Genomic DNA, 16,460 nt, shown 5'->3' on the forward strand with positions numbered 1-16,460 from the left:
AAACTCAGCACTCTCTTTTTGTGATTGCTTTGCCATAATTTTCAATATATAAAATTTAAAAATTACGGACAGCGTTTATTTTATACTCTCCAATTCTTGAGCCCAATCTGTAGAAATACCTTTGATATCATTATTAAAAACACAATCCTCTTCCTCTATAACTTTATTTTCTGGTGGATGATTCCCAATTTCAATAATAGGGATAGTGTCTTTATGAAGTTGAATGTTGCCTTCATTTGGATCTTCTTGAATAGCAATTAATTCTATTTCAGTGTCATTTTCCTTTTCTTTTTTAGGTTGTTGACATGCCGAAATGATAATTAGAGAGAGTAAAAGTAGTTTGCCTAGTTTCATAAATAGTATTACATATTATTGTTGTGCATAAATAATTTTTTAAATTAAAGGTAAGATAGCAAAATCATGAAAAAACTAATACTCTTCCTTCTTCTCTTTCTTTTTTCTAACTGTTTACTTATCGCACAAAAAGATAACTTATATTCCAATGGAATGATTTATCCAGATTCTACTATATCTTATTTTAAGAATGTGGTTGATTCTATCACATCCGTCTTGAATAATTCAGAATTAAGCAGAAAATATTTTACTAAAAAACAATCAAAGGGATACTATTTTAAATTTGAATCAGATACAGCTGATCTAGTTAAAGAAGATCTTGAAAAAGGTATTTTGTTTGAAGATTTTAAAATAAAATATTTAAAAAGAGAAGTATTAGAGAAAGTAATTGTACATAAAGAAGTTATTTATGATTCTAGCTGTATATCATTAACAAGACCTAATTCAGAACTCTACTTTTACTTAGCAGACCTTTCTAATAAAAAGAATCCACAAATGATCGCCAATTTTGCCAAATATAAAAATGATGACCTTAAAGGCGAATACGCATATATTTATTCAGACAATAATTCCCTAAAGCAAGCTAACACTCTTGATGTATTTTATTTTACTGAAGACTTTCATTCAATAGAATTAAAGGAAGAGTACGCTCGAATGATAGAATATAGTTATAGTTTAATTGATACTAATCATGCTATACTTTTAGAGGAAAAACGTTTTCCTGAAGAAGGATCAAATAATTATATTATAAAGTTTAATGAATATATCGATAAAGCAACAGAAGAAGGAAAGACAGAACAAGAAATAGTAACAACTTTGGAGTTTCAAAACCTATTCAATTTAGCTATTGATGAGGCTTATAATATGTATGAAGTAAACAGTGGTATTGTACCAAGTTATGGATTTGGAACGGAATTATTAGAGTATTATGTTGAAAAGTATGATTCACCAAAAACCGCTCTGTATTTTAAGAGATCTAGATCAATTATCAAGATAGCATGTGGGTGGGATAATGTAGATAATAATCATTATCAAGAGATTTTTAGATTGGTTGCTAATACGTTGAATAAAGATCTTTTTTTTAGATGTCATGTGAATAATATGTGTGAATCATATCCAGACTTTTATCTAACATGTTATGAACCTGAAGTTCTTAAAAATGGTTTCTATGAGCCTTTTACTGATATATCTTTTTCGAAGGTAAAAGAGTTAGAAGTTATGAATATTAATATTTTTGATTTCTTTATAGGTATTACATTAGATATTGAGAATCCAATCTCTAATAATATTTACCCTTGCCTTCATACTCTTGGAGGAAATTTAACAAGAGTTGAAAATTTAGACGAAATAGACTCAAAGTTTTATGCTATTCTTAGTGATGGAGAGTTAGACTTATATAATCGAATCAGAATTAATTATTTATTCCAAATTTATAATATCAATCTAAAGAAAATAGATAAAGTTAGATCAGAGAATAATGTTCGAGCTTTTGATAAGTTGGTTTTATCTTTACCTAAAGAAGAAAGAAAATTTTTAAAAAGAATATATTAAGAAAAAGCCCATGATTTTTCATCACGGGCTCATTAATTAAGGATTTAAATCCTCCAATTCCTTCGTTTTTCTTTCCTTGTAACTCTCTTTCTTTTTCACCTGAAGGATAATCTTACGATCCCAATTGAGTTGATCAAGGAGTGCAGATTTCAATTTCTTTGGAATGACAGAACCACCTTGATTGTATTTAATTTCTGATATTTCAGCAATTAGATCACTGAGTTTATCATTCAATACAGCTTGATGTAAAGTCTCCTTATAATTACTTACACTTTGATTTGGAAGGGTGTTGATCCATTGATAGAAACCTTGAATACTTTGTTCAATATTTCCACTCTTAATGGCACTTCTCAATTTTCCATAGGCTTGTTTCTCCTTGTAGGTAGAAGTAGAACGGATGTCCTCTAATCGTTTACGAATTCTTTTGATTGGTCTGATTTTATAGAATAACCAAAGAACAAATAAACCAATTAGGATGGCTTTCCACTGTTTCGGTACGTAATCTCTCCACGTTTTTTGAGGAGCTTTAGTCGTTTCTTCAGGAACTTGATTGAGTTTATTTAAGCTATCTTGAAGAGATTGTAGCATACTCAAATTAGGGTTTTCTTCAATTGTAATCGTTTTACTTTTTGAAGAAATATCCTTTGACTTTTTTGAGTAAGGATTATAGTAACGAACTGTGATTCCTGGCACTTCAAACTCACCAGCTTCTTGTACAAGATAAGTGATGACTTGTTTTTGTGTACCTGAAATGTAATTGTCTTTGTTGTAATTACTATTGGTAGGATGTTCAGGATAAACACCAGCCCAACTCAGAGAATCATATTCTCGTACAGGTATCATCGGTCCTAAAGTACTTCCTGCTGTAATTCTAACAGTTCTTTTTAAGACATCTCCTACTTTGACCTTGGAAAGGTCTTTATTCCAAGTATCTGAAATACGTACGCTAGAAGCAACCAACCATGATTTTGGATCTTCTCCTACAGGTGGCGGAACTACTTTTATCGTCTTTTCTTTAGTGTGAATTTTATGCTTTTTTCCCTTGAAATCACCTGGGTCAGGAGTAGTAACTTCTAATTCTAATGATGGAAATACATTATCACCTGCCGCAAATGGAAATACCCAATAGGTTTGTTCAACACCTGAATATTGGTACTTCCCAATTTTTAATGAGTTAGGAATGGCTCTACCGTCTTTTACCATTAAGGCGTTTGGTAGTTGAAAGTCTTCAAAATTTAGTCCTTCTGTAAACCAAGTCGTTGTATAAATAGATAGCTTTACCTTAAACGGCTGGCCTACCATCACTTGTTTTTGACTGATTTTGGTGGTGGTAAATAAATTGACTTTTTGTTGAGCATAACCAGAAACAGCCCAAAGGAAAGTCAATGCGATTAAAATACTTTTTCTTACCATGACTGATCTGATTTTTTAGGCTTGTTTTCATTCGTTAGGTATTGATATTGAAACTTCTTGCGGAGATACATGGCAGGGTCTAGTTTCACCTGACGAATCATACTCGCTTTGGATTGTTGTTTGGTTTCAGAAAACTGCATTTGCAACAATTCTTCCATCGTAGGATTTACCTCTTTTTCTCCCGTTTCTGTAATGGTTTCACTATCACCTTCTCCTTTACGGTCTGAATGTTGAGCTGATTCTTGCTCTTGTTCACCCGCTTCAGGCTCATATTTCTTCCCTTTCATTGTTTTGTCTTGATTCAGCTTACTTGCCTCAGACATATGGATGTTTATCATTCGCATTTGCTCATCCGCAATGGAAAGGTTTTTCTTTGCTTCTTTAAATTCAGGATTGATATCTAATGCCATTTGAAAAGCTTTTTGTGCCGCTTCCCAATTGCCTAATTTTGCTTGGGATACTCCTAAATTATACATGTTGTCAGCAGTGATATCTTGAGCATAGGCATCTGCCGCTTTTTCATAATCTCCCATCTTGCTGTAGGTATAACCTGCCTGGGATTGATTTGTGAAAGTCACTGCAGCAGCAGAGGAATCACCTTTATCTAATAATTTTTGTGCTTGCTGATCTCTTGTATAAAAGAAATCTTCTACTTTTAGATCTTCTTTTGGTAATTGGTCTACACTATCACACCCTACAAAGAATATGGGTAATAATAAGATCCATGTCCATTGTACCAAAAGCCCTTTTCTAAACCAGAATAAAACGAAAAATGCAACGATAAAGGATAGATAATATCCAGCGTCAACCCAATCCTCTTCCGCTTTCGTACTATCTTTTGTAAAAACTAAATTCTCTTGAATTGTTTTCGCATAAAGTTCAATATCGGTTTTGTCTAAAGTAAAAGGAATAAGATGTACATGAGGCATGGCAATTACATTTTGTAATTGTGCCGTATTTAAACTCACATTTACAACCTTTCCTTTTTTATCTTTTAATAAACGATTACGATATAAAGGAATGCCACTTCCTTGTGGAGTACCTAATACCAATAAATCATAACGATCTTTTGTACCTGTTTTTTGACCAAAAGCTTGAACATCTGCTGCGTTGATATCGTCAGTAATAACCCATACAAAACTTGGAGCATCTGTATTTTCTAAGATTTTATCTGTCAAATGTAATGCTTCAGGTAAATTACTTCCTTGCAAAGGCATACTGGATGGACTTAATGCATCTAATGTTGATCGAAATGTTTTATAATCTTTTGTAGGAGGTAATGCTTCATGAGCAGTACCAGAATAAACGACCAACCCCGTTTGTACTCCTTGATTGGTTTTCAAGTAATCCTTGATTTTCATTTTGGCACGTTCCAAACGGCTCGGTCCAATATCTGTAGCGAGCATAGATCTACTCATATCCAAAACGATGATTACTTTAGCTTCCGTTTGATTTCCTGGCTTATCTACTCTTTTCCAAGTAGGACCAGCAATGGCAACTACAATTAAAGTAGCAGTAAGTACCATCAGCATTTTAGGAAACCAAGCACCTCTTTTATTTCCCTTTATGATTAAAAGGTTTAATAAACGAGGATTCACTAATTTTTTCCATGCTTCAGCTTCACGGATTGAAATCCATGATAGGATAAATAAAATTCCAATAGGTACTAATCCCCAAAGAAATTCGGGTCTGATAAAATGAATATTTGTCGAAAACCCTTCGAAAAATTGATCTATTTCTGTCATGATTTTCGTTTGTTTAGTGAAGTAATAAATTGAACTAAAATAGTAATGAACTGAAGAGACATTGCTAGTAAAAATCCAATACCTAATGGATAATAAAATAACAATCGAGTCGGTCTGTAACCTTCATCCTCAAATTGAATAGGCTCCATTTCATTCAGTTTATCGTAGATTTTATTTAACTCTTCTACATTTCCTGCATTAAAATATTCTCCACCTGTATTTTTGGCGATCATAGTGAGCGTTTTGTCATCCAGTTCATAGGCTGCACTCTTTTTGGTACCAATACCAATTGTATAAATCTTAATACTATCATCGGCTGCCATTTGAGAAGCAGTAATAGGTACAATCTCACTTCCACTATCTTGACCATCGGTTAGTAATATCATTACTCTTTGGTCAATAGAATCCGCCTCAAAAACTTGAGTAGACAAAGCAATAGCATTTCCAACAGCTGTTTTGTGTCCGGCCATTCCAATTCCTGTCTCATCAATTGTTTGTTTGATGATATTCAAATCCGGTGTAAAAGGCAGGGCAAAAACATCACTTCCAAACATCATCAAGCCGATGCGGTCACCTTCTCTTTTGTCGATGAAATCATTTAAAACATTTTGAACTGCTTTCCATCTTGTAATTCGATTTCCATTGTCATCAAACCAATCGGTCGTATTCATACTCATAGAGATGTCAGCAGCGATCAGCATATTTCTAGCGTTTTTTACTTTCTTAGCAGGTTTTCCGATGTATTGAGGATTTGAAAGTGCAGTCACTACACATCCCCAAACTAGGAAATTGACAAGGTATTGAAACCATTTTCTTTTAAGAATTGTCGCACTTTTCTTTGGTTTCAAACCAGTAGCTTCTGTCAATTCATCAAATTTTGGATAGTACAAAGCATCTTTTTTCTGTTTAAATGCAGGTGCCAACCACCAAATGAGAAGCGGCAGGGGAAGTAGTGCAAACATCCACGGGTAGGCTATCTCATACATGATTTTTAATCCATTTTTTTGATGATAAAATCAAATGCGAAAGTACTTCTGAATTATTTTCCGAAGGCTTCATATAAGCAGCATTCATTAATAATTCACTTTCTTTATCTGTAAAATTACTTTTCCAATGTGCATTGAGAAATTCAATCCAAGCTTGACCATTAAGATGGGCTACTTGTTCACGATCAAAGGAAGTAATGGCTACTCTTTTTAATGTAGTATTTATTTGATAGACACTTTCCTGAAGTGAAAGTTGATTAGTGACAACAGTTTCAATATCACGAATAGCTACTCTTTTGTAAGTATTCTTAAGAAAGTTGATATATGCTCTGACTGCAATAATAAATAAAAGTACAGCAACGATTCCTCCCAGAATATACCATCCTGGACCAGTAGAAGACATATCGACCTTCTCTGGTGGAATGAAGTCTAATACTTCATTAGCTAATTGAGTAGAGTCCTTCAGTATTTGTAAGGAGTCTTGAAGCATAATTTAATAATCTTTTATTTTTTCTGGTTCAAGAGTTAAGCGATAGCGTCTCTTGGACCTATATATTAAAGAAGTCTCCTGACTTCAAAATGCATTAATATTAATACTTCTAATAGAAGTCAAGAGACTTCTACCATAATTAATTCCAAGTGACGCTAACGCTAAATACTTAAAATAGAAGTATTATATTTTGATTACTTATGATCTTTTAATAAATCTCTCAACTGATTTCCTGCTCTTTCTTTTGTGTTAAAAGTAAGTATTGGAATACCGTATTCGGCAAATTGATCTACAAGCATTTCTTTTTCATTAGCGAAAGCTTTTCTTTGTTTTTCTCTCACCTTTTTCATTCCATTTTCAATAGATACTTGTCGGTCAGCATTCGAAAGCGAAATTGCTCTCATTGGAAGTTCTTTTTCCCATTCATCTTCAATATGAAATACCATCACATCATTATGATGTTTTAAATTGAAAATATGATGAATAGTTTTATCCGAAATACCTCTCAAATCTGACATGATAATGATAAGATAGTCATGATTGACAGTACTTCTAATTTTTTGAAAAACACTCTCTAAAATCAATGTTTTAGAATAAGGAGGCTGTTGAGCATTCAAGGCATTATTATAGACCTCAATAGTCTTCAGCATAGAAAGAATAGCTGTAGAGCTTCTTTGAGGACGTATATTTTCATACTTGGTGTCATTGAAAACAAACGCTCCTACTCTATCTCCTACTTCTACTGTTCTCCAAGCGCCTAATGCCGCTAAATGAGCAGAAATAGTTGATTTTAAATATTCTTGCGTACCAAAAAACATAGAGGAAGATTGATCAACAACAAGTAAAACAGGTCTTTCTCTTTCTTCCGAAAATACTTTTGTATACGTCTTTTGTGTACGAGCAGTGACTTTCCAGTCAATATTTCGAATATCATCACCAGGAACATACTGACGAACCTCCTTAAAATCTAAACCTCGACCTCTCATAGCAGATTTATGTCGACCCGCCAATAAGGATTGCACTTTGTATTTTGGTAAAAAGCTAAAGCCTGAGGCTTCAAACTGCATACCGTGCAATTCATGAAGGGTTACATAACCTGAATTTTGATTTTCTTGATCTGATTTATGCATAATAGGAAGGTTTAAGCGACAGCAACCTTGCTGATTAATTCATCAATGATTTGTTCTTTTGTAATACCTAAAGCATTGGCTTCAAAGCTACTTACAATTCTGTGACGGAAAACATCTTTGATTACTTCTTGAATATCTTCTGGCTTTACAAAATCTCGTCCATTAAGCCAAGCTTGAACTCTTGCCACTTTGTCTAGTGCAATTGTTGCACGAGGTGAGCATCCCACATCGATCCATTTCGCAAGATCTTCACTATACTTTTCAGGAGTTCTAGTGGCATAAACTAAAGCCACGATATATTTTTCAATAGCTTCAGAAACATGTACTTCTTGTACTTCTTTACGAGCATCAAATACAATTTCTTTTGGAAGCTTCTCTACTTCTTTCTTTTCTTTTTTCTCTTCAGCAAATTTTTCTTCACTTCTTACCAAGCGTAAAACTTCTAATTCTGCCGCTTCAGTTGGATAATTAACAATGACATGCATTAAGAAACGATCCATTTGAGCTTCTGGAAGAGGATAAGTTCCTTCTTGTTCAATCGGGTTTTGCGTTGCCATTACAAAGAATGGTTTAGGCAACTCATAAGTATTACCTGCAACAGTCACCTGTCTTTCTTGCATTGCTTCTAACAAAGCAGATTGTACTTTAGCAGGTGCACGATTAATTTCATCGGCTAGGATAAGGTTATTGAAAATAGGTCCTTTTTGGAATACAAAATTTTCCTCACCTTGACTTTGATAAATTTCAGTGCCTGTAATATCTGAAGGTAGTAAGTCAGGCGTAAATTGAACTCTGCTTAAACCTAAATCCATATTTTTAGCTAGACTATTAATTGCCCTTGTTTTGGCTAAACCAGGAAGACCTTCAAGTAGTAAATTACCATCTGAGATTAGACAAGAAATAATTCGATTTACAACTTTCTCTTGACCAATAATAGATTTAGAGATCTGATCTTGTAACTGTTTTATTGATTCTAATGCTGTCACGATATTAATATTTAGTATCTATTTGAAGAAATATTTTTAAGAATGATTTGTAAATATAAAGTTGTTTGCTATTAAACAAAATAACGATGATGCAAATTATTCAGTTGAGTTTATTAAGAAATATTATTCTATTAAAAGTTCGTTATGCTATTATTTATGGGTTAATAAATTAATAGCCTTTTCAAAATTCACGAGAAGTTAGTTAATTTCTAACAAAATGAATAAGAAAAGGCTTTAATTTATGTTTGGGTGAACAAACTAGAATATAAATTTGATACCTGAGTATATTAAATACTCATTATTGTATAAATCATACTCTGGTTCACAATATATATATGTTGTAAATGATTGAGTTCTGACTGTATGACCTAAACCGATTCCTACTGGAATTTCATGAACTCCTGTCTGTGTATTAAATAACATTCTAGGATGTGTTCTTACTTCCCAATTACCATTATTTGAGAATTTGTAATAAGCACCATATTGTGCTTCAATTGTACCGTTTGATTGGTAAGTCAATAATTCGACAAATTTCCATTTCTGGTTCATTTGAACACCTACAAAGTTTATACCTATAGCATTTCCGTTGGCACTTGAGTTAGAAACCACTACACCAAAACCAGTTTGTACTTTCCAATTTTCACTGTTTTTAGCGAAATCAAAAACTCTTGATACCATAAAACTTGAAGAACCATAACTAACTTGTCCATCATATGGTTTAGTATAGTCTACAGCTGCTCTAATAAACCACTTACTAGTCGTATAATTTACAATGTTTTGCATCTCAACTTTATTAGGTTTGAAACGTCCAATTTGATAAGCATTTAAACCTTTAGAAAGCGGATTACTAGCGTCGACTTCTTCTTCAGTCTTTTCAACTTTTGTACTGTCTTGAGCTAATGTTGTATGATTAATAAATAGGAAGAGCGAGAAAATAAATAATAAACTTTTGTACATGACTATCATTATTTTGATTAATTGATAATACAAAGGCGATCTTGTTTAGTTCAATATTAAACAACTTAAATTTATAAGATATAACCAAAAGTTATGTTTGTTATTAAACAAGATGATTAAAAGCTAATTATTTTGATGAAAAAAATGATTTCGACAACAATTTGTGAGACAAATTTGTTATGCATTATGTAACAGCCCATTAAATTATATGAAAATCTTACTAACCGGATCCACAGGATATATTGGACGAAGACTATTACCACTTTTAGTAGAGGCAGGGCATGAAGTCATTTGTGTTTGTCGAGACCCGAGACGTTTTGATTTTGAGGATTTCGATTTTTCTTTTTTAGATGCTATCACCGTTGTCAAAGGAGACTTATTAGATGCTGATTCATTAAAAAATATTCCTACTGATTTTGATGTAGCGTATTATTTGGTGCATTCTATGGGAAACTCTTTTTCTTCATTTGAAGACATGGAAAAAAAGGCAGCAGTTAATTTTAGAGATTATATCAAAACTACTTCTTGTCAACAAATCATCTATTTAGGAGGTATTGCTAACTCTAAAAAGTTATCTAGGCATTTGTTGTCAAGAGTAGAAGTCGAAAAAGTGCTTGGAGAAGCAGGGTGTGCTTTGACTGTTTTGAGAGCTGCAATTATTATAGGTTCTGGAGGAGCATCCTTTGAGATCATTCGTGATTTAGTAGAAAAATTACCCGTTATGGTAGCTCCAAAGTGGCTATTGACTAAATGTCAACCGATCTCTATACGAAATGTCATGGATTATTTAATGGGCGTTATGCTTAAAGAAGAAGCCTATAACAAAGTGTTTGATATCGGTGGTCGTGATGTCTTGAACTACAAAGAAATGCTACTGCAGTTTGCCAAGGTAAGAGGTTTACAAAGAAGAATTTTAGTTGTTCCTGTATTCACTCCAAACCTGTCCTCCTATTGGCTTTACTTTGTGACTTCTACAACGTACTCATTAGCAAGAAGCTTAGTAGAAAGTATGGGGAATGAAGTTATCTGTCAAAATGATGATATTCAAAAAGTTGTTCCCATTGAATTAATGTCTTACAAAGAGGCATTAGAGGGGGCTTTCCAAAAAATTGCACAAAACGAAGTAGTATCTAGTTGGAAAGAATCCATAATAGGACCCATTAGAGAAGACTTCTTAGATCTTATACAAGTGCCCAAGTATGGTTGTTTTGTTGATTTTAGAAAATACCCAATCGATAGACCTGTTGAAGAAGTATTAGAAAATGTATGGTCTATTGGTGGAAATAGAGGTTGGTATTATGGAACTTGGATGTGGAAGATCAGAGGATTCATGGACAAACTTGTAGGTGGTGTCGGATTGAGAAGAGGTCGTAGAAGTCAGTCAGATTTAAAAACGGGTGAAGCATTGGATTTTTGGAGAGTAATTTTAGCAGATAAGAAGCACCAACGACTTTTATTGTTTGCTGAAATGAAGTTGCCCGGAGAAGCATGGTTGGAATTTCGAATAAAAAACAAGGATGGAAAACAATGGTTAGAACAAAAGGCAACATTTAGACCTTTAGGTGTTTGGGGTAGAATATATTGGTATTTAGTACTCCCATTTCATGAATTTGTCTTTCCTGGGATGGCAAAAAACATATTAGCTTACAATAAATAATAGAAGAGACGAAAGTCTCTTTTTCTTTGCCTTACATTTTATTTTTCAACATATGTTGAGCAATTTTTTTTGGTCAATTTTATACTTTTGCACTCAAATTTCAGATCCTTTCTTAAGCTAAATAGAAAATAAGAATGATGAATAAAGTCAACTAATTACATGATTTGTGACCAAATTTTCATCCATTTCTAATTAATTTTCAATGAACAATTAATAAGAAGAATAAAATAGTGTTAGTACAGATACGATACTTATCGCTATTTATTCATTGTTACTTTACAAAGAATGAAAGACTATTTAAAGAAACATATTATCGATCAAGTTGCTGAGCCAAATGAAATAGAAATTGAAAGTGTATTAGACATCTTTGAAGAAAAGACATATAAAAAAGGTATGTTCTTTAAAAAGCCATTTGAAAAAGCAACTGAAATAGCTTTCATGGAGAAAGGAGCAATCAGAATTGTAAATCTTAAAGATGATGGAGAAAGTGTGACTTTAAGAATAAGAGACAAATCTTCATTTTTTACTGATTTTTACATTTCTGAATGTCCAAAAGAATCAGCAATTGGGATCGAATGTCTAGAAGATGTGACTTTACTGGTTACTCCTATAGAAAAATTTAGGAAGGTGCTTGAAACCAATTTGATGTTGAATATTGTTCTAAGAAAACAACTAGTTGCAGATATGATAGAGATTGGTAAAAATCAAATATTGTTTACTGCAGGTTCAGCAAAAGAAAGGTATGATAATATTTTAGAGAATTATCCTGATTATTTAGAAAAGTACCCTTTGCATGTAATTGCTTCACTAATAGGAGTTACACCAACTCAACTAAGTAGAATAAGAAAACAAAAGTAGAATAAATAAAGTACAGTACAGAAAATTCTTTACCCAGAATATATAGAAGAGTATAGAGATCAATCGTTTCTCTATGCTTTTTTTTGCTTAATTTCTAATGAAAAAACTTTAACAATTAATTAACATAACTTTTTTCTAATAAGTGTACGATCAGACACTTACATACATTCTACAAAAGATAAGAGTACACTTCTATATTATTCTTTATTAAGTATAGTATTAAATAAAATAATATATAATAAAGTGTATGATTGAACACTGTTAATATTTTGTTCATTTAGCTATTAATTGTATTATGACACTTTATTAAGTCGAAACTTTCCTACACCTTTGTCGTGTAATAATAATGAAAACAATAAAACAAAAAGAAAAATGAAAAGATCAGAAAACACAATCGTAACAACTACTGCAACTGGATTTCCAATTGTAATTAAAACAGTAAAATAATTCGTATAACTAATTAAATATTAAAAATTATGAAAAATACAGTAATCGTTACTTCAGCAACAGGTTTTCCAATCGTAATCAAAACAAACAAATAATTTAAATACAAAAAAATGAAAACAAGAACAATTATAACAACAACAGCAACAGGCTTTCCTGTAAGAATTGCAGTAGCAGAGCCAAAGAAAAAAGTAGAAACAATCTCTAAAGAGATAAAGGGTACAATTAAGCAAGGAGCTTAAATAATACCCGACTTTCCAATGAGTGGGAAGTCGACATGATGACAACAAGATATGATGCCCTTAAGGGCTTTTTTTATACCCAACAGTTTCTTATCCAATTCAAATTTCTAACGCAATACTTTTATCAAAAGAAAGTAAACTTAAACTCTCTAAGTAAATCTAATTAAACCTTATTTTTTTCTATTTAACTCCTATTTTTGTTCCATACAAAATAGATATAATCATGACTTTAGAGGAAGTACAAAAAGTTGTTGATAAATGGATCAACACGACAGGCGTTCGTTATTTTAATGAACTAACAAATACAGCAATCTTAATGGAAGAAGTTGGTGAAGTTGCTCGTATAATGGCTAGAAAATATGGAGAACAATCTTTTAAGAAATCGGATGAAGATGTAAATCTAGCAGATGAAATGGCCGATGTTTTATTTGTTTTAGTATGCCTAGCGAATCAGACAGGAATTGATTTAACGGAAGCTTTAGAAAAGAATCTAGAAAAGAAGTCGATTCGAGATGCTGACAGACATAAAAACAATGAGAAATTGAAATAGAAAAAAGGTCAACTGAATATTTGAAATCAGTTGACCTTTTTGGATTTATAACTATTGATAGTTTATGAATTCCATATTTTCCATGAAGCTTCAGCTTGACCGATAAGCATATCAAGGCCATTCATTGTTTTAGCTCCTTTTTCAGCACCTAACTTCATAAATTCAGTCACCTCAGGGTTGTAAACTACATCAAAGAAATAATGATCTTCAGTCGTTAAATCATAAGGTAATTTCGGTGCAACTCCTTCATTTGGGTGCATTCCCAATGGAGTTGTATTGATGATTAAAGTATGTGTCGTATAAATTTCTTCCGTGACATCTGCGTAAGCAATGCTTTCTTCTGTTCTATTTCTAGAAACATATTGATAAGGAATATCCAAATCTTCTAAAGTAACTTTAATCGCTTTTGAAGCACCTCCTGTTCCTAAAATTAATGCTTTGAATTTAGTATTCGGAAGAAAATCTAGCAATGAAGTCTTAAATCCATAATAATCTGAATTATAGCCCGTTTTAGTGCCATCTTCTTCAAATTTTATCACATTGACAGCTCCTATTTTTCCTGCTGTAGCAGGGTCTAAACGATCTAAAAAAGGGATAATATCTTGTTTGTACGGGATCGTAACATTTAATCCAAATAAATCATTATTTGCTACTAGATCAGAGAAAATATCTATTTTTTCTAATTCATAAAGCTCATACTCACAACCTTCGATTCCTTCTTTTTGGAATTTTTTAGTAAAATATTTTTTCGAAAAGGAATGTCCCAAAGGATATCCAATTAAACCGTATTTTTTCATAAGATAATTTTATTTGAGCTACAAGTTACAAACAACTTTCTAATTTTCAGATTGGATAAATAAAAGCATTAATAGACTCTATAAAAGAAAAGTGATTGTAATATGTTATATGTATCCAATAAAGGTTTAAATTCAATTATACAATTACGTATAAAACCGAACCTTTTAGTTCTGTAAATTGAAAAATGATTTAGGAACTATCTAGCAAAACAGGACTTACTTACTTATCTATATAAAAAATCCCTCATTTATGCATATTGCCAAATGAGGGATTTCTTTTATAATTGATGGATTAAGCTAAACCGCTGTTTTCCATTTTTTCTAAGTTATCAGCGATACGTAAACGATCGATGAAGTCTTGAATATCACCATCCATTACAATTGGTAAATTGAAAACAGAGTGGTTAATACGGTGATCAGTTACACGACCTTGAGGGTAGTTGTATGTACGAATTTTATCAGAACGAGCACCAGAACCTACCATTGATTTACGCTCAGCTCCAATCTCTTCTTGACGTTTCTTCTCTTCGATAGCATAAAGACGAGACTTTAATTCTTTTAACGCCTTATCGTAGTTTTTCAACTTTGATTTTTCATCCTGACATTGTACAATAATACCAGTAGGAAGGTGAGTTAAACGAATCGCAGAATATGTAGTGTTAACTGATTGTCCACCAGGCCCAGAAGAACAGAATTCATCACGACGGATATCTGACATATTTAATTCAATTTCTACATCGTCCATTTCTGGAAGAACTGCAACCGAAGCTACAGAAGTGTGGATACGTCCTTGAGATTCTGTAGCTGGAACACGTTGTACACGGTGTACACCTGCTTCATATTTCAACATACCATAAGCATCTTCGCCTTGTATGTTGGCTACGATTTTATTAAAACCACCTGAAGTACCATCAACAAAGTCAGTGATACTCAATTTCCATTTATGTCTTTCACAGAAACGTTGGTACATACGAAGTAAATCACCTGCAAAAATTGAAGCTTCATCACCACCTGCACCTGCTCTAATTTCAAAGATAGCATTTTTAGAATCATTAGGATCTTTAGGAATTAACAACATTTTTAACTCCTCCTCTATACCTGGAATTCCATCTTGAAGTTCATCAAGTTCCATTTTAGCCATCTCACGTAACTCAGGATCTTTCTCTTCTTCTAATATTTGCTTAGCCTCATCAATACCTTCAAGCATGTTTTTATACTCAAAGTATTTTTCGACAACTTTCTGTAAATCTTTGTACTCCTTGTTTAATTTGGCATATAATTTCATGTCTGAGACAGTCTCAGGCTTCACCAAATCCTCGCTTACTTGATCAAAGCGTTCTTTTATTTTTTCGAGTTTATCTAACATCTCTGATTGACTTTGCTATAATTTTTACAAAGGTAAACTTTTTTCTTATTTATTTACCCTTACTGACCACCTTGCCCTTTTCATCCCATTCATATTTCACTTTTGGCCCGGAATAATCCTTTTTATAGACATTGTTTTTATTTCTGTATTGGGTTAATTTTTTTCTACGTTGCCTTCCTCTTCTATCAAGGACATCATAATACTCCGTCCAGTCTCCTACTTTGTAGCCATATTTATAACTACCCACTTCTTTTTTATTACCACTTTCGTAAAAGGATTGATAAATGCCATTTAATTCACCATGTTGGTAAGGAATGACTTCTTTCACTTTACTTTGTTTTGAGTCATAGTAAGTAATTTCAGATTCTTTTGGAAATCCCATGTAATAGAATTTCTTGTCTTTTATCTCTTTATTACTTCCATACCACACCCAACGACCCGTCAAGAGTCCTTTATAAAAGTATCCTGTTGTCACTGTATCTTTTTCTACAATTTTTACATAAGAACCATGAAGAGGAATACCATATTTAGGATTAGAAGTCGTTTTTCTTTCTATTTTCCTCTCTTTAGGGTTGTAATAATACTTTAAAGGGGCGTATTTATTAGGACTTTCATATTCTGGTAAAACATAAAATAATTCAAATACAGCATTACCTCTACTCATGGATCTAGTATATCCACGTTTGGTTTTTATTCCCCAGAAAACTTTTTTCTTCTTCTTTTTTTTCTTTTTAATCAATTGTTGCTCTTCAGGTGCACCAGGGTTTAATTCAATAGTAGGTGCATCCTCATCAATTGAGTCCATTTCAACAACCATAGGTTTAGGCTTTAAATTTTCTTCATTTTCCTCTGTTTGAGCAAAAGCCGAAGTAAACATAAAGCTGTTTATAAGAATTCCTATTATTGTAGTATGTAGATAAAAAAGTTTAGTCAT

General features: G+C 32.5%; 16 protein-coding genes. 5 read left to right on the forward strand and 11 right to left on the reverse strand.

What is annotated here, in order from left to right:
- Positions 1 to 75: 75 nt before the first annotated feature.
- A complete protein-coding gene (locus tag ACXAHM_RS23570) occupies positions 76 to 354 on the reverse strand; it encodes a hypothetical protein (RefSeq protein WP_474965801.1) in 279 nt (92 codons plus the stop codon).
- A gap of 66 nt (positions 355 to 420) precedes the next feature.
- Here ACXAHM_RS23570 and ACXAHM_RS23575 point away from each other — a divergent pair, with 66 nt between their 5' ends.
- On the forward strand, positions 421 to 1,905 hold the full coding sequence (locus ACXAHM_RS23575) for a hypothetical protein (RefSeq protein WP_474965804.1): 1,485 nt from the start codon (positions 421 to 423) through the stop codon (positions 1,903 to 1,905).
- A gap of 36 nt (positions 1,906 to 1,941) precedes the next feature.
- On the opposite strand, the gene ACXAHM_RS23580 is transcribed toward ACXAHM_RS23575, so the two are convergent.
- The 7 genes from ACXAHM_RS23580 to ACXAHM_RS23610 all read right to left on the reverse strand — a co-directional run bounded on the left by ACXAHM_RS23580 (position 1,942) and on the right by ACXAHM_RS23610 (position 9,612).
- Complete coding sequence (locus ACXAHM_RS23580) at positions 1,942 to 3,318, reverse strand: hypothetical protein (protein ID WP_474965807.1); 1,377 nt, start codon at positions 3,316 to 3,318, stop codon at positions 1,942 to 1,944.
- On the reverse strand, positions 3,312 to 5,063 hold the full coding sequence (locus ACXAHM_RS23585; RefSeq protein WP_474965810.1) for a VWA domain-containing protein: 1,752 nt from the start codon (positions 5,061 to 5,063) through the stop codon (positions 3,312 to 3,314). Before ACXAHM_RS23585 ends, ACXAHM_RS23580 begins: the two co-directional genes overlap by 7 nt.
- On the reverse strand, positions 5,060 to 6,049 hold the full coding sequence (locus ACXAHM_RS23590; protein ID WP_474965813.1) for a VWA domain-containing protein: 990 nt from the start codon (positions 6,047 to 6,049) through the stop codon (positions 5,060 to 5,062). The genes ACXAHM_RS23585 and ACXAHM_RS23590 overlap by 4 nt, the downstream gene beginning before the upstream one ends.
- Positions 6,042 to 6,539 carry a DUF4381 domain-containing protein gene (locus ACXAHM_RS23595; protein ID WP_474965816.1) on the reverse strand — a complete coding sequence of 166 codons (498 nt, stop codon included), beginning with the start codon at positions 6,537 to 6,539 and terminating at the stop codon, positions 6,042 to 6,044. The genes ACXAHM_RS23590 and ACXAHM_RS23595 overlap by 8 nt, the downstream gene beginning before the upstream one ends.
- Before the next feature lie 194 nt (positions 6,540 to 6,733).
- Positions 6,734 to 7,669 carry a DUF58 domain-containing protein gene (locus tag ACXAHM_RS23600; protein ID WP_474965820.1) on the reverse strand — a complete coding sequence of 312 codons (936 nt, stop codon included), beginning with the start codon at positions 7,667 to 7,669 and terminating at the stop codon, positions 6,734 to 6,736.
- 11 nt (positions 7,670 to 7,680) lie between these two features.
- On the reverse strand, positions 7,681 to 8,655 hold the full coding sequence (locus ACXAHM_RS23605) for an AAA family ATPase (protein WP_474965824.1): 975 nt from the start codon (positions 8,653 to 8,655) through the stop codon (positions 7,681 to 7,683).
- Between the two features lie 258 nt (positions 8,656 to 8,913).
- The gene (locus tag ACXAHM_RS23610; protein ID WP_474965827.1) at positions 8,914 to 9,612 is read right to left on the reverse strand and encodes a hypothetical protein; all 699 of its coding nucleotides are present in this window, start codon (positions 9,610 to 9,612) and stop codon (positions 8,914 to 8,916) included.
- Between the two features lie 208 nt (positions 9,613 to 9,820).
- Between ACXAHM_RS23610 and ACXAHM_RS23615 the strand changes: the two genes are divergently transcribed.
- The 4 genes from ACXAHM_RS23615 (at position 9,821) to ACXAHM_RS23630 (ending at position 13,363) form a co-directional block, all read left to right on the forward strand.
- Positions 9,821 to 11,269, forward strand: a complete 1,449-nt coding sequence (locus tag ACXAHM_RS23615) for an SDR family oxidoreductase (RefSeq protein WP_474965830.1) — start codon at positions 9,821 to 9,823, stop codon at positions 11,267 to 11,269.
- Between the two features lie 285 nt (positions 11,270 to 11,554).
- On the forward strand, positions 11,555 to 12,127 hold the full coding sequence (locus ACXAHM_RS23620; RefSeq protein WP_474965834.1) for a Crp/Fnr family transcriptional regulator: 573 nt from the start codon (positions 11,555 to 11,557) through the stop codon (positions 12,125 to 12,127).
- A gap of 557 nt (positions 12,128 to 12,684) precedes the next feature.
- Positions 12,685 to 12,813, forward strand: coding sequence for a hypothetical protein (locus ACXAHM_RS23625; protein ID WP_474965839.1), 129 nt, complete (start codon positions 12,685 to 12,687; stop codon positions 12,811 to 12,813).
- A gap of 223 nt (positions 12,814 to 13,036) precedes the next feature.
- The gene (locus tag ACXAHM_RS23630) at positions 13,037 to 13,363 is read left to right on the forward strand and encodes a nucleotide pyrophosphohydrolase (RefSeq protein WP_474965842.1); all 327 of its coding nucleotides are present in this window, start codon (positions 13,037 to 13,039) and stop codon (positions 13,361 to 13,363) included.
- Positions 13,364 to 13,425: 62 nt separating this feature from the next.
- Here ACXAHM_RS23630 and ACXAHM_RS23635 read toward each other — a convergent pair whose 3' ends face one another.
- The 3 genes from ACXAHM_RS23635 to ACXAHM_RS23645 all read right to left on the reverse strand — a co-directional run bounded on the left by ACXAHM_RS23635 (position 13,426) and on the right by ACXAHM_RS23645 (position 16,460).
- Positions 13,426 to 14,160 carry a shikimate dehydrogenase family protein gene (locus ACXAHM_RS23635; protein WP_474965845.1) on the reverse strand — a complete coding sequence of 245 codons (735 nt, stop codon included), beginning with the start codon at positions 14,158 to 14,160 and terminating at the stop codon, positions 13,426 to 13,428.
- Between the two features lie 292 nt (positions 14,161 to 14,452).
- A complete protein-coding gene (gene prfA / locus ACXAHM_RS23640; protein ID WP_474965848.1) occupies positions 14,453 to 15,526 on the reverse strand; it encodes a peptide chain release factor 1 in 1,074 nt (357 codons plus the stop codon).
- A 49-nt stretch (positions 15,527 to 15,575) separates the two neighbouring features.
- Complete coding sequence (locus ACXAHM_RS23645) at positions 15,576 to 16,460, reverse strand: toxin-antitoxin system YwqK family antitoxin (RefSeq protein ID WP_474965853.1); 885 nt, start codon at positions 16,458 to 16,460, stop codon at positions 15,576 to 15,578.

The organism is Flammeovirga sp. AWQ4_249 (assembly GCF_056161045.1).

Excerpts from the sequence above, each read along its gene's own strand:
- ACXAHM_RS23570 (WP_474965801.1), bottom strand. The coding sequence starts at position 354 with ATGAAACTAGGCAAACTACTTTTACTCTCTCTAATTATCATTTCGGCA.
- ACXAHM_RS23575 (WP_474965804.1), top strand. The coding sequence starts at position 421 with ATGAAAAAACTAATACTCTTCCTTCTTCTCTTTCTTTTTTCTAACTGT.
- ACXAHM_RS23580 (WP_474965807.1), bottom strand. The coding sequence starts at position 3,318 with ATGGTAAGAAAAAGTATTTTAATCGCATTGACTTTCCTTTGGGCTGTT.
- ACXAHM_RS23585 (WP_474965810.1), bottom strand. The coding sequence starts at position 5,063 with ATGACAGAAATAGATCAATTTTTCGAAGGGTTTTCGACAAATATTCAT.
- ACXAHM_RS23590 (WP_474965813.1), bottom strand. The coding sequence starts at position 6,049 with ATGTATGAGATAGCCTACCCGTGGATGTTTGCACTACTTCCCCTGCCG.
- ACXAHM_RS23595 (WP_474965816.1), bottom strand. The coding sequence starts at position 6,539 with ATGCTTCAAGACTCCTTACAAATACTGAAGGACTCTACTCAATTAGCT.
- ACXAHM_RS23600 (WP_474965820.1), bottom strand. The coding sequence starts at position 7,669 with ATGCATAAATCAGATCAAGAAAATCAAAATTCAGGTTATGTAACCCTT.
- ACXAHM_RS23610 (WP_474965827.1), bottom strand. The coding sequence starts at position 9,612 with ATGTACAAAAGTTTATTATTTATTTTCTCGCTCTTCCTATTTATTAAT.
- ACXAHM_RS23615 (WP_474965830.1), top strand. The coding sequence starts at position 9,821 with ATGAAAATCTTACTAACCGGATCCACAGGATATATTGGACGAAGACTA.
- ACXAHM_RS23620 (WP_474965834.1), top strand. The coding sequence starts at position 11,555 with ATGAAAGACTATTTAAAGAAACATATTATCGATCAAGTTGCTGAGCCA.
- ACXAHM_RS23625 (WP_474965839.1), top strand. The coding sequence starts at position 12,685 with ATGAAAACAAGAACAATTATAACAACAACAGCAACAGGCTTTCCTGTA.
- ACXAHM_RS23630 (WP_474965842.1), top strand. The coding sequence starts at position 13,037 with ATGACTTTAGAGGAAGTACAAAAAGTTGTTGATAAATGGATCAACACG.
- ACXAHM_RS23635 (WP_474965845.1), bottom strand. The coding sequence starts at position 14,160 with ATGAAAAAATACGGTTTAATTGGATATCCTTTGGGACATTCCTTTTCG.
- prfA (WP_474965848.1), bottom strand. The coding sequence starts at position 15,526 with ATGTTAGATAAACTCGAAAAAATAAAAGAACGCTTTGATCAAGTAAGC.
- ACXAHM_RS23645 (WP_474965853.1), bottom strand. The coding sequence starts at position 16,460 with ATGACTAAACTTTTTTATCTACATACTACAATAATAGGAATTCTTATA.